Here is a 12,158-nt window from a genome sequence, read left to right as displayed (position 1 = left end):
AGGGTTTGGACCCTGTATGCCTTAGATTTTACATGCAGAACCGGAAAATGCGTAAAGATTGGAAGGCTTGAGGGCATGGACGCGGTGGACAGGCAGCTCATCCAGGCACTTCGCGAGAACGGCCGGGCGTCGTACGCGGAGCTCGGCCGGCTCGTCGGCCTCTCCGGACCCAGCGTCACGGACCGGATCAACCGCCTCGAAGCGGCCGGGGTGATCACCGGCTACCGCGCGACGGTCGACGCCGCCTCGCTCGGTCTCGGCGTCACCGCGCTGGTGGGCATCTCGCTGTCGGACGCCACCGACCACGAGGACGTCGCGCAGCGGCTGCGCGACCTCGAAGAGATCGAGGACTGCTGGTTCATCGCCGGCGACGACTCCTACATGCTCAAGGTGCGGGTGGGCGACGTGGACGGCCTGGAGCGCACCATCCGGCGGCTGTCCGGCACCAAGGGCGTCTCCCGTACGCGCACCACGATCGTGCTCTCCACCAAGTGGGAGAACCGCGTCGGCGAACTGCCCGAAGAGACCGAATAGGCCACCGGGCGACGGCGGGACACCCCGGAGCGGACGGGCGCGCCAGGGGGCCCCGACCGCGCCCATTACGGGGGAGTACGCTCGACGAAGCCCGTTTCCGGCTCCGGGGTAGGGCTCCGGAGGAACGGCACCGATACGGCAGAGACTGGGAGGCGACCGGATGGCTGCGTCGATGGATGTGGGCCTCAAGCGCGAGCTGGAGGCGAAGGTCCACGCCGGGGAGCGGCTGACCCGCGAGGACGGTATCGCCCTCTACGAGTCCGACGATCTGGCCTGGCTGGGCGGTCTCGCCCATGAGGTGCGCACGCGCAAGAACGGCGACGTCGTCCACTTCAACGTCAACCGTCACCTCAACATGACGAATGTGTGCACCGCGTCGTGCGCCTACTGCTCCTTCCAGCGCAAGCCGGGCGAGAAGGACGCGTACACGATGCGCATCGAGGAGGCCGTCCGCCTCGCCAAGGCGATGGAGAACGACAACCTCACCGAGCTGCACATCGTCAACGGGCTCCACCCCAACCTGCCGTGGCGCTACTACCCGCGTTCGCTCAGCGAGCTGAAGAAGGCGCTGCCGAACGTCTCGCTGAAGGCCTTCACCGCCACCGAGATCCACCACTTCGAGACCATCTCCGGGCTCTCCGCCTCCGAGATCCTCGACGAGCTGATCGAGGCCGGCCTGGAGTCGCTGACCGGCGGCGGCGCCGAGATCTTCGACTGGGAGATCCGGCAGCACATCGTCGACCACCGCACCCACTGGGAAGACTGGTCGCGCATCCACCGCCTCGCCCACGAGAAGGGCCTCAAGACCCCCTCGACGATGCTCTACGGGCACATCGAGGAACCCCGCCACCGCGTCGATCACGTGCTGCGGCTGCGTGAGCTCCAGGACGAGACCGGCGGCTTCCAGGTCTTCATCCCGCTGCGCTACCAGCACGACTTCGTCGACATGCAGGACGGCAAGGTCCGCAACAAGCTCCAGGCCCGGACGACGATGGCGACCGGCGCCGAGGCCCTGAAGACCTTCGCGGTCTCCCGTCTGCTCTTCGACAACGTCCCGCATGTGAAGTGCTTCTGGGTCATGCACGGTCTCCAGACCACTCAGCTCGCCCTGCAGCACGGCGCGGACGACATGGACGGCTCGGTCGTCGAGTACAAGATCACGCACGACGCGGACAACTACGGCACGCCCAACAAGCTGACCCGTGAGGACCTGCTGGAGCTGATCCGCGACGCCGGCTTCCGCCCCGTCGAGCGCAACACCCGCTACGAGGCCATCCGCGAGTACCCGGGCCCGGACCCGGACCGCCGCGAATCCCCGCAGCCGATGCGCGTCTGACCTGCGCGGGAGCACCGCCTGCGGGGAGCGTTAGGGTCCGGGTCATGAACGTGCGTTTCGACCTGGACCCTGCGCTCACCCCCGAACTCCGCGACGGGATATGCGCGCTGTGGGCCGATGTCTCCAACGCCGGGGGCGCGGTCGGCTTCGTCCCGCCGGTGACCCGTGAGGACGTCCGCCCGGACTTCCTCAAGCACCTGACGGCGATGGCCGAGGGCCGCCAGCGGCTGCTCGTCGGCCGTGACGCGGACGGCCGGGTGCTGGCCACCGCGTTCCTCACCGGCAACGACCACCGCCTGATGCGGCACTGGCTGTGGGTCTACACCGTCATGGTCCACCCCGACCACCAGGGCCGGGGCACCGGCCGCCGGCTGATGGCGGCGGTCGCCGACGCCGCCCGCTCCGCGGAGGGCGTCACCGCCCTCCGCCTCACCTGCCGCGGCGGCTCCGGCGCCCGCCCCTTCTACGAGGCCTGCGGCTACCGGGAGGTCGGCCGGGTGCCCGGGGCGATCCGGCTGGCGGACGGCGACTACCGCGACGACATCACCATGTGGCTGGACCTGGACTGACGTCCGGGCCGGGCCGCCGGCGGGACGACGGCCCCACCGCGCCGGGGCGACGGCCGTACTGCGCCGGGGCTCGCGAAGATCGTCCGAAGCGCTGTGCTTGACTGGATGCAGACCCTTTAGGTTGCCGTTGAGGAGAAGGTCCCGTCCGTGAGTAGCCACAACTTCGCCACGCTCCGCTACACCGCCCTTCGCATCGGCCTCTTCGTCGCCTCGTTCGCCGTGGTGTGGGCGCTGGCGTACCTGCACGTCATCCCGCTCGCGGTCGGCGCCGCCAACACCGTCTGGCTGCTGCTGCTCGCCATCGTGATCTCCGCGCCGCTCAGCTTCGTGCTGCTGCGCAAGCAGCGGGACGCGATGTCCGAGCAGATCGTCGAGAAGGTCGACCGCCAGCGTGCGCGCCTCGCGGCCAACGCCGGCCAGGAGGACGGCACCGAGTAAAGGGCCGCAGCATGCCGTGGGAACCCTGATGTAAGACGCCTCACAGCACCTTCTTCGCGACCGGCGCCCGTCGCCGTGGACCTCGCTCCACGGCCGGGCGCCGGTCGCGTTTCTGACGGAGCGTCCGGCCCATCAGCCGCCCGCCAACTCAAAGAGTTTCTTTGGGTTCCTCAAAGTTCAAGTGTTAACGTACGTGTCATGAAGACAGCAGCCGCGCCTTTGCCCCCCATGAGCACCTCGCTCGTGGCGCGCCTGCATGTCGATCTCTGCCGCTGTATGTCCGCGGCCTGTTGCCGCCGCTGACCCTCACTTCTCCAGCGGCCGGAGATCCTTCTCCCCACCCCTCCGGGCGGGAGAGGCCCCCAGTGCTGCTGCTCCGCAGCCGCTCGAGTTCCCGGCGCTTCTTTTCGCCGTCCCCTGACGCCTTTACCTGTCCCCGGAGTGTGTCCGTTGTCCCCGTCTGCCGAGACCGCCGAGTCCTCACCGGCCCCGCAGAGCCCCACGTCCTCCCGCATACCCAAGGTCCCGTTCTGGGCCCAGATCCTGATCGGCCTCGCCCTCGGCGTGCTGCTCGGCGGGATCGCCAAGAACGGTGACCTCGGCTGGCTCACCGCCACCCTCCAGCACATCGGCGACCTCTTCGTCCAGCTGCTGAAGCTGGCCGTGGCGCCGCTGGTCTTCTTCGCGATCCTGGTGTCGATCACCAACCTGCGGCAGGTCAACAACGCCGCCCGGCTCGCCTCCCGCACCCTGCTGTGGTTCATGGTCACCTCGCTGATCGCGGTCGCGATCGGCCTGGCGATCGGCCTGCTCAGCAACCCCGGCGCGGGCACCGGCCTGACCCCCAAGGACGGCAAGCTCCCCGACCACGCCGGCTCCTGGATCGACTTCCTCACCGGCATCGTCCCCACCGACATCATCACGCCGTTCACCGAGCTGAACGTCCTGCAGATCGTCTTCATGGCCGCCGTCGCCGGTATCGCCGCGCTCCAGCTCGGCGAGAAGGCCGAACCGGTCCTCGCGATCAGCCGCTCCGTCCTCGAACTGCTCCAGAAGGCCCTGTGGTGGGTCATCCGCCTCGCCCCGCTCGGCACCGTCGGCCTCATCGGCAACGCCATCGCGACGTACGGCTGGAACCTCATCGGCAAGTACGCGACCTTCACCGTCGACATCTACGTCGGCTGCGCCCTGGTGATGTTCGGCGTCTACCCGCTGCTGCTGTCGACCGTCGCCAAGGTCAACCCGCTCCAGTTCTTCCGTGGTGCCTGGCCCGCCATCCAGCTGGCCTTCGTCTCGCGCTCGTCGGTCGGCACCATGCCGGTCACCCAGCAGGTCACCGAGCGCCTCGGCGTGCCGCGTGAGTACGCCTCCTTCGCGGTGCCGTTCGGCTCGACGACCAAGATGGACGGCTGCGCCTCGATCTACCCGGCGATCGCCGCGATCTTCATCGCCCAGATCTTCGACGTCCAGCTGAGCATCGGCGACTACCTCCTGATCGCCTTCGTCTCCGTCATCGGCTCCGCCGCCACCGCCGGCCTGACCGGCGCGACGGTCATGCTGACCCTGACCCTCTCCACCCTGGGCCTCCCCCTGGAGGGCGTCGGCCTGCTGATGGCCATCGACCCGATCCTGGACATGATGCGCACGGCCACCAACGTGGCCGGTCAAGCTGTATGCACGTTGCTCGTGGCTGCGCGTGAGGGGATCCTGGACCGCGAGGCGTACAACAGCGCTCAGAGCATCAGCCTGAACGCGGCCGCTGCTGACGCGGAGGAGAAGGTCTCGGTGCCGGCTGCTGCCTAACTTCATCCCGCCTTGCAGATGTGCCCCGGTCTCCTTACGGAGATCGGGGCACATCCATGCGCAGCCTCATCAGAAGGCCGGAGGCGGCACCGCGCGGCTTTGCTGGGGAACACTTCCCCCTCCCTGCCGCGTTGCCCTCGCTGGGGCCACTACGCTCGCATCGGTCAAGCCTTGCGCTCCCAGCGTGCCTTCCACCACGCCAACCGATCCGCTGAGTTCTGGGGGATCAACGTCTGGACGGTCGCGAGTGCCGTTGTTAGCGCGGTGCTTGTCACGATGACCCACCAGGGCGCGCTGAAGCCACTGCCGACTATGAAGCCGACCCCCGTGCCAACTGCTCCCCGCGCTATCTGGTTCCTGCTCGGCATGTCGGTTGCCCTTCCTAGACGGTCCGCAGCAGCGACTGCGCGAAACCATCCCAACCCCCTTGCATTTCTTGCACCATTGGAGATAGCACCTTGCTGCAGATCGGGAAGATGCTGCCAAGGAAAGAAGAAGGGGCGGGTGGAGGAGCGTGGCTGAGGGGCAGCTTCCGGAACGGCGTCGCGGTCGAGGGCCAGGTGTTCTGTCCGGGAAGGTTGTGGACAGGTGAGGCAGATCTCGGCTGAGGGATCTTGAACAGGTGAGGGCCTTCCGGGTTCGGTGTGGATTGCGACGTCTACACCGACCGAAAGGCCCTCGTGCCCCACCGTAATGCACCCCTGACCGAGACCGGACGGCTGCGTCTTGCCCGCTGCGTCGTCGACGACGGCTGGTCGCTGCGGCGGGCTGCCGAACGCTTCCAGGTCTCGCCGACCACCGCCCAGCGCTGGGCCGACCGCTACCGGGCCTTCGGTCAGGCCGGGATGGCTGACCGCTCCAGCCGCCCGCACCACAGTCCCCGCCGCACCCCGGCCCGCACCGAACGCAGGATCATCAAGGTCCGCGTGCTGCGCCGGTGGGGCCCGGCCCGCATCGCACACCTGCTGGGCCTGGTGCCCTCGACCGTGCACCGTGTGCTGACCCGCTTCGGCCTGGCCCGCCTCACCCACCTCGACCGGGCAACCGGCCGTTGTATACGCCGCTACGAACGCGACCAGCCAGGCGAACTCGTGCACGTGGACATCAAGAAACTCGGCAACATCCCCGACGGCGGCGGCCACAAAATCCTCGGCCGGGCCGCGGGCCGCAAAACCCGCTCCGGGGCCGGCTACAGCTACCTTCACACCGCCATCGACGACCACTCCCGCCTGGCCTACAGCGAAATCCACAGCGACGAGAAGAAGGAAACCGCCACCGCCTTCCGGGCCCGCGCGCAAACGTTCTTCACCGCAGCCGGGATCACCGTCGAGCGGGTGCTGACCGACAACGGTGCCTGCTACCGCTCCCGTGACTGGCGCGACCTGCTGGCGGGGGCCCAGATCACGCACAAGCGAACCCGGCCCTACCGGCCTCAGACCAATGGCAAGGTCGAACGCTTCAACCGCACCCTCCTCGACGAGTGGGCCTACGCTCGCCCCTACCGCTCAGAGACCGAACGCCGCGAGACGTTCCCCAGCTGGCTGCACTCCTACAATCACCACCGCGGACACACCGCACTCAAGGGGCAACCACCCGCCAGCCGCGTCCCCAACCTCACAGGGCAATACAACTAGGGCTCTTCGGCAGCCGGCTCACCGCTCTGGCCACCTGCCGCCGCGAGGATGCCGCCATACTCGGCGCGCTCGTGGTGGAGACGCAGGACCGGATGCGCATCTGCCGGGCGGCGGGCGCGCGCTCGATCTGGGAGCTGCCCGAGAAACAGCGGCCGGCTCCGGTCGTCCTCATCGTCGACGAACTGGCCGAGTTGTACCTGTCCAACGGAACCCGGGTGGACCGGGCGGAGGCGGAGCAGTGCTCCACGTACCTCCTGCGACTGGCTCAGCTCGGCGGCGCACTCGGACTCCACCTGGTGGTCGCCGGGCAGCGGGTCGGCTCTGAACTCGGCTCCGGCGTCACCGCCTTGCGGGCCCAGCTCGGCGGTCGGATCTGCCACCGGGTGAACGACCCGGCACGGCGGAGATGACCCTCGGCGACCTCAACAAGGACGCCGTGGCCGTAGCTCAGTCGATCAGCGCGGAGGAGAAGGGCGTAGCCGTTTGCACCGGGACGGACGGCGGCTGGGGACGAGCCCGCTCGCACCTCACACGGGCTGAAGAGGCAAAGGAAGCCGCGGTGAAGTACGCCGACCTGGCCCCCGAACTGCCGGGCCTCGCACGAGCCCTGGAATCCCTGGACGCGGAGGCAGACGCATGAGCGACGTAGCAGCCATCCCGTTCGCGGTGGCCTTCGGAATCATCACCGTGCTCCTGGTGCGCTCCCGCGACGTCCGGGCCTGGGAGGCCGTACTGATCGCACTCTTCGGCGTCTACATCGGCCAGACCCCGGTCATCTTCACCATCAACGGCCTCGTGACCTGGGTCTTCTCCGGCTTCCAACACACCTAGGAACGGGAGACACATACGCCCATGCGCCGTGTGCGCTGCCCTCACTGCAAGGGCGAAGGGTCCCGTACCACCTGGACCGGCGGCTGCGCCAACCCGATCCACCTGGCCGGCTCGACCACCACGCGCGACGCCACGACCGGCGAGATCCTGCACAGCTACGACACACGAAACGAACCCGGCGAACGCCTCCTCGTCCGCTGCCGCAACCGCCGCGCCACCGTCTGCGCACCGTGCTCCCGCCTCCACGCCGGAGACACGTTCCACCTCGTCCGCGCCGGGCTCATCGGCGGCAAGAACGTCCCGGACGACGTGCGCGAACACCCCCGGCTCTTCGTCACCCTGACCGCCCCGTCCTTCGGCCCGGTTCATCGCGCGTCCACCGCCGGTGAACGCTGCCGGCCGCGACGCCATGCGGCCCACTGCACTCACGAACGCCCGACCGGCTGCTCCTCCGTCCACGACCCCGCTGACCCCCTGGTCGGCCAACCGCTCTGCGCTGACTGCTACGACTACGTGGCGCACGTCCTCTGGCACTCGCACGCCGGTCAGCTCTGGGACCGGTTCACACGTGCCGTCCGTCGACGCCTCGCTGTGGCGGCCGGCCTACCCCAGAGCCACTTCCCCGATCACGCCCGGCTGTCCTTCGCCAAGGTGGCCGAGTACCAGAAGCGCGCGGCGGTCCACGTCCACGCCATCGTCCGGCTCGACGGCCCGGCCGGTCCGGCAGAACCCCCGCCGGCATGGGGAGCAGCCGATCGACTCGCGTCCGCCGTGCAGGCTGCTGCCCGCTCCGTGGTCGTGCAGGCGCCGTACAGCCGGGCCGTCGGTGAACACGCATTGCGCTGGGGCCAGGAGATCGACGTTCGGCCGCTCCGTGCTCGCCCTGAGGACCACGGCCTGAGTGATGACGCCGTGGCTGCGTACGTGGCCAAGTACGTCACCAAGGGAGCGAGCGAAACGGCGGCTGGCGCAGATCGACGGCTCTCGGCTTGGGATGACATCGACGCGATGCCTGCCTCTGCGCATGTCCGGACCCTGATGCACACCTGCTGGAGGCTTGGCGGGCTGGCCGAGTTCGAACAGATGCGGCTGCGGTCCTGGACCCACACCCTCGGATTCCGCGGCCACATTCTCACTAAGTCCCGCTCGTATTCAGCGACATATGCGGCACTGCGGGCGGAGCGCGCTGCACATGAGGGGCACGACGCCGTGGTCGGCGCACTCACGGATGCTTCCTGGCGCTATGTCGGCTCCGGTCACACATCGGCCGCTGCCCTCATCGCCGCGGGAGTCGCCGAAGACATTGCCCGCACGCGAGAGATCACGCGGGAGGAGCTGCGAGCCGGCGGGGGTGACAGTGAACGCCGCTGAGCCGCGAGCGCTCCCGAAGTGGATTACTGATGTGCTCGCGCGATGGGTACCTCCGGACGACTACGACGCTCGCGTGAACGCCGTTGTCGACGGATATCTATCCGATCAAGCGAAGGATGTTATGCCCCCCGATGTGGTAGTCGTTCCCATTGTGCCGTCTGTGAGCGGGAGCCGGTGACGCTCCTACACGGTCTTCCAAGCGCCATGCTGCTCCGGCAGATCCTCATGCCCGCACCAGCGATCCGGTCAGGGGCGGTTGCATGAATGCCCGGACAGACCCTTAGGCCGTGTCCCATGCTGCCGAGGGGGCTCGTGGGATGGGAAACCGCCCCTCGTCAACCGCCTGCCATCGGTGGCGATTTGGCCAGGTGGGGCACTTTGAGCCGTCCGCACTTAAATAACTGGACCGCGCGGTTCTCTAATCGATATAAATTTCGAGATCGCAGTACATCGCGGAGACGGGGGACCAGTGAAGACCATAAAGAATGGCAGTTCTGTGCCATGGCGAGGCAAAAAGGTTTGCGGCCTTCAGAACCTCCAACTCTGCACGCTGGTCACCGGGTGAAGCTTCTCGCGCACGTGTCGACGTTCGCCCGCCTCTGACCCTCTCTTCCCTGTTGCGTCAAACGGGCATCCGGCATCGCGAGATGACGCAGCATAGTTGCCGGTTCTCCTGCGCCAAGAAAGAACAGGGAATCGCGCCGTACGGCGATATCCAAAAGAGACTCAGTCGGCCGTAAGTGGCATCAGTAATCGTTTTAGAGGCACCCCCTGACCTGGGGTGTCGAAGGGGGACATGAATCAATGAAGTGTGTCAGTAAATCCTCGATTGTCGCTGCAGTGGCATTGGCGTCAATGGTTGCGACAGTCGCACCAGCGGTGGCTTCAGGCCGAGATGAACGTTCTCCGGTGAAGTCTTCTGAGGTGTCAGTCTCGTCGCGCAGTGTAAGTGAAACGATCAAGGGTGGGAAGAGTCAGGGGGTAAGGGACAGTGGCTGGAGCGACACGAACTTCTTCTCTTTGAGGGACCCCAGCATCTCCGGAAACACTCGGTTCGGTCGGTTCTCGGGTCAAATTCACTTCGGAGAAAAGGAAACGTTTGCCTGGAGCTTCCGGCTGCACTCTAAAATTTCCGCAGCGGCCAAGGGGGTGATGTCCGAAACGGCAAAACTCTACTTGAATGGAAAGTCCACAGGGTACAAGGATACACACGGTTCGATTCCCGCAAATTACTTGGTTCACTCGTCCACCACGGTGCGCGCGAACAAGCCGTACAAGCTAGTGATCGACGAGAAATTTCCGATTGGGCGCGGGGGGACGCGGCACATCGTTACAGAATTCAAGTTCATCGTCCACCCGATTTAATCCAAGGTTGGCGCTAGTTGCTGATATGCTGCATCTCGCACCCGAGATTCAAAACATGGGAGAGCATGAGATGATACAGCTATCTATGCTGGTGGCTCAGGTGCTGCACGATCTCGATCCCGGTGGCAAAAAATACGGCCCTACGGTCTCTTACCTCCCGGGCGACACCGAAAGTCATCTTGATGTCGTCATTGAAAATGACTCGGGAATGAAGTGCGGCTTCAGCGTCGACACCTCGTGGAGTGACCAAGAGGTGCTTTACGAACTCGCCGACCGGTTGCCTACCGCATTCGTGGAACTCTATGCCGTTGGGCTCCCATTGGTGCCGGGAACACAGCGGCCGGCAGCGCCAGGCATTGTCGGCAATGCAGTGGTCTGGAAGGATCCAAATGGCATCGCCAGTTGGACATGCCCGGTAGGCCAATACGCGGCATAGTTTGCCACTCAGGAGGGTGTGAGCACGGATTCTTACAACTACCGTGCTCACACCCTAGTGGCACCTGCAGCGGCTTAGTATCCGAGGTGCCCGCTGAACCGGCTTCGGGTCGGGCCTGACCCACTGGCGGGCCGCCTCCGGCTATGCCGACGCTGACCGATGCGTCAGGGCCTTTCGGCGCCGATCGGCGTGATCTTGATGGAGTCGATCTCGGGAGGCTTCCTACGCCCCCGTCCCACGCTGTAGACGCTGACCTCCTTGATCACCGTGGCCACAAGGGCTCGCCGACGCTCAAGGTTCTGCTCGTTGTCGTCTCGCCAGACGGCCAGAGCGTCGGTCTCGGTGCGTGCCTCCCTGACCGCTGACGCAGCCTCCCGCACTCGGAGGTCTTGCAGCTGACTCCGGAGGTGGGCCAAGGAGTCGAAGTAGTCTTCATCCTCCATGTCCCCCGCCTTCCAGCGCTTGCGCAGGCCGCGAATGCGCTCTTCCAGGACGTTGATCTCTCCGGAGAGGTCTTCAGTGGGCACTGCGGTGGGCTTGGGCGCCCGGTGGTTCAGCGCTGCTTCGACCACTTCGTTGAGCCGGTCCTCGATCCAGGCGTACGAACGGTTCACCTTGCCGCAGCCCAGTTCACCGTTGCGTCCCACCGCTCCGGAGTGGCAGAACGTACGACGGAATCTCCGGCCCTGGATCGTTGCCCACTGGACGCGCATGGTCGATCCGCAGCCGCCGCACTTCAGGAATCCCGAGTACAGGTGCTTCCTCTTCGCTGTGCCGGGCTTCCTGGCGCCGCTCCGCCGGTCCAGGATGGCCTGCACGTTCTCCCACTCTTCGCGAGTGAGGGGGTGTGGATACACGCTGTCGCCGATGTCCTGCCCCTTGTAAGTGACGATGCCCCCCACACGTTCGGACCGGTAGATGCGCTTGACCTTCTGGATGCTCCAGGCGGTTTGTGCGCCGGAGGTGCGGGAGCCCTTCGCGTTCCACAAGCGGACAATGTCGCCGGGCGTTTGGCGGTTCATGAGCATCTCGTAGCCGATACGGATGAGCTCGACCTCCGCCGACACAAGGCGCTGGAAGTTCGAGCCCTCCTCGAAGCCGAAGACCCGCGGGCCGCCGGCGTGAGGCTTGCCCTTCTCCCTGCGTTGTAGCAGCGAGGTGTTCACGCGCTCCGCCATGCGCTCGGTCTCCTGTTGGGCGACCGCGCCTTTGATGGTGAGGATCATCCGGCCGTTCGCGGTGGAGGTGTCCTCGCCCTCCGTGGTGGCGAACGCGAAGCCGTGCTCCTTCTGCTCCTCCAGGAAGGCAGTCAGCTCGGTGATGCGGCGCGTGAGCCGGTCGATCGAGTAGACGACGATCGCGTCAATCACGCCGTCCCGGGCGTCCCGCATCATCTCGGCGTACTGAGGGCGCTTCTTCCGGCTGGTAGTGGATGCTGAGGTGTCGTTCTCGGGGTAGACCTTGTGGACCGTCCACCTCATACGCTCACACAGCTCGCGGCATGCCTTCTCCTGGCGCTGGATGCCCAGCTCCTGACCTTTGCGGTCCTTGCTGATACGGACGTAGATCCCGACGCGCTTGGGCTTCAACTGGCCCACCCCTCCCGGCGGTTCGGTAGCGCACTGAGCAACGTACATACTCAGTGTGCAGTTACGTACGTGGCCGGTCAGTCCGTCATCCCGATCCTGGTCTCCGCCAGGGAGCAGATCCTGGACCGGGAGGCGTACGGCGGGGCGAAGAGCATCAGCCCGAGCACGACGGCTGTCGCCGCCGCGGAGGAGAAGGTCCCGGCGACTGCTGCCGCCTGACCTGCTCCCGCCACACGGATGCGCCCCGACCCT

Annotated in this window: 12 protein-coding genes and 1 pseudogene; 12 read left to right on the top strand and 1 reads right to left on the bottom strand. The window is 66.4% G+C overall.

Annotation, left to right across the window (positions count from 1 at the left end; all coding sequences use genetic code 11):
* Positions 1–75: 75 nt before the first annotated feature.
* The 11 genes and pseudogenes from ACFW5B_RS07100 to ACFW5B_RS07050 all read left to right on the top strand — a co-directional run bounded on the left by ACFW5B_RS07100 (position 76) and on the right by ACFW5B_RS07050 (position 10,317).
* Positions 76–534 (top strand): Lrp/AsnC family transcriptional regulator, encoded by a 459-nt coding sequence (locus tag ACFW5B_RS07100; RefSeq protein WP_386434422.1) that lies wholly within the window; start codon positions 76–78, stop codon positions 532–534.
* 172 nt (positions 535–706) lie between these two features.
* Positions 707–1,870: an aminofutalosine synthase MqnE gene (mqnE, locus tag ACFW5B_RS07095; protein WP_386434590.1), complete on the top strand. Its 1,164-nt coding sequence runs from the start codon at positions 707–709 to the stop codon at positions 1,868–1,870.
* Between the two features lie 44 nt (positions 1,871–1,914).
* A complete protein-coding gene (locus ACFW5B_RS07090; RefSeq protein ID WP_386434419.1) occupies positions 1,915–2,439 on the top strand; it encodes a GNAT family N-acetyltransferase in 525 nt (174 codons plus the stop codon).
* Positions 2,440–2,586: 147 nt separating this feature from the next.
* Positions 2,587–2,877, top strand: a complete 291-nt coding sequence (locus ACFW5B_RS07085) for a DUF4229 domain-containing protein (RefSeq protein WP_386434416.1) — start codon at positions 2,587–2,589, stop codon at positions 2,875–2,877.
* A gap of 450 nt (positions 2,878–3,327) precedes the next feature.
* Positions 3,328–4,680: a dicarboxylate/amino acid:cation symporter gene (locus ACFW5B_RS07080; protein ID WP_386434413.1), complete on the top strand. Its 1,353-nt coding sequence runs from the start codon at positions 3,328–3,330 to the stop codon at positions 4,678–4,680.
* Positions 4,681–5,360: 680 nt separating this feature from the next.
* Positions 5,361–6,314, top strand: a complete 954-nt coding sequence (locus tag ACFW5B_RS07075) for an IS481 family transposase (protein WP_386434409.1) — start codon at positions 5,361–5,363, stop codon at positions 6,312–6,314.
* Positions 6,305–6,954: pseudogene (locus ACFW5B_RS07070) on the top strand (FtsK/SpoIIIE domain-containing protein); the annotation flags it as partial. The gene ACFW5B_RS07075 and the pseudogene ACFW5B_RS07070, both read left to right, overlap by 10 nt.
* Positions 6,951–7,145, top strand: a complete 195-nt coding sequence (locus tag ACFW5B_RS07065) for a hypothetical protein (RefSeq protein ID WP_069567944.1) — start codon at positions 6,951–6,953, stop codon at positions 7,143–7,145. The pseudogene ACFW5B_RS07070 and the gene ACFW5B_RS07065, both read left to right, overlap by 4 nt.
* Before the next feature lie 21 nt (positions 7,146–7,166).
* Positions 7,167–8,516 carry a replication initiator gene (locus ACFW5B_RS07060; protein ID WP_386434405.1) on the top strand — a complete coding sequence of 450 codons (1,350 nt, stop codon included), beginning with the start codon at positions 7,167–7,169 and terminating at the stop codon, positions 8,514–8,516.
* Positions 8,517–9,425: 909 nt separating this feature from the next.
* A complete protein-coding gene (locus ACFW5B_RS07055; protein WP_386434402.1) occupies positions 9,426–9,881 on the top strand; it encodes a hypothetical protein in 456 nt (151 codons plus the stop codon).
* 25 nt (positions 9,882–9,906) lie between these two features.
* The gene (locus ACFW5B_RS07050) at positions 9,907–10,317 is read left to right on the top strand and encodes a hypothetical protein (RefSeq protein WP_386434399.1); all 411 of its coding nucleotides are present in this window, start codon (positions 9,907–9,909) and stop codon (positions 10,315–10,317) included.
* A 164-nt stretch (positions 10,318–10,481) separates the two neighbouring features.
* Here ACFW5B_RS07050 and ACFW5B_RS07045 read toward each other — a convergent pair whose 3' ends face one another.
* Positions 10,482–11,906 carry a recombinase family protein gene (locus ACFW5B_RS07045; RefSeq protein ID WP_386434396.1) on the bottom strand — a complete coding sequence of 475 codons (1,425 nt, stop codon included), beginning with the start codon at positions 11,904–11,906 and terminating at the stop codon, positions 10,482–10,484.
* A gap of 69 nt (positions 11,907–11,975) precedes the next feature.
* On the opposite strand from ACFW5B_RS07045, the gene ACFW5B_RS07040 reads away from it, so the two are divergent.
* Positions 11,976–12,125 carry a hypothetical protein gene (locus ACFW5B_RS07040; protein ID WP_386434393.1) on the top strand — a complete coding sequence of 50 codons (150 nt, stop codon included), beginning with the start codon at positions 11,976–11,978 and terminating at the stop codon, positions 12,123–12,125.
* The last annotated feature ends 33 nt before the right edge of the window (positions 12,126–12,158 follow it).

Origin of the sequence: Streptomyces sp. NPDC058773 (assembly GCF_042746015.1) — a bacterium.
GTDB lineage: Bacteria > Actinomycetota > Actinomycetes > Streptomycetales > Streptomycetaceae > Streptomyces.
This window is presented reverse-complemented; position numbering and strand designations above follow the sequence as displayed.

What these genes read in the sequence shown, in the direction of transcription:
- ACFW5B_RS07090 (WP_386434419.1), top strand. Translation starts at nt 1,915, where the DNA reads ATGAACGTGCGTTTCGACCTGGACCCTGCGCTCACCCCCGAACTCCGC.
- mqnE (WP_386434590.1), top strand. Translation starts at nt 707, where the DNA reads ATGGATGTGGGCCTCAAGCGCGAGCTGGAGGCGAAGGTCCACGCCGGG.
- ACFW5B_RS07100 (WP_386434422.1), top strand. Translation starts at nt 76, where the DNA reads ATGGACGCGGTGGACAGGCAGCTCATCCAGGCACTTCGCGAGAACGGC.
- ACFW5B_RS07050 (WP_386434399.1), top strand. Translation starts at nt 9,907, where the DNA reads ATGCTGCATCTCGCACCCGAGATTCAAAACATGGGAGAGCATGAGATG.
- ACFW5B_RS07060 (WP_386434405.1), top strand. Translation starts at nt 7,167, where the DNA reads ATGCGCCGTGTGCGCTGCCCTCACTGCAAGGGCGAAGGGTCCCGTACC.
- ACFW5B_RS07065 (WP_069567944.1), top strand. Translation starts at nt 6,951, where the DNA reads ATGAGCGACGTAGCAGCCATCCCGTTCGCGGTGGCCTTCGGAATCATC.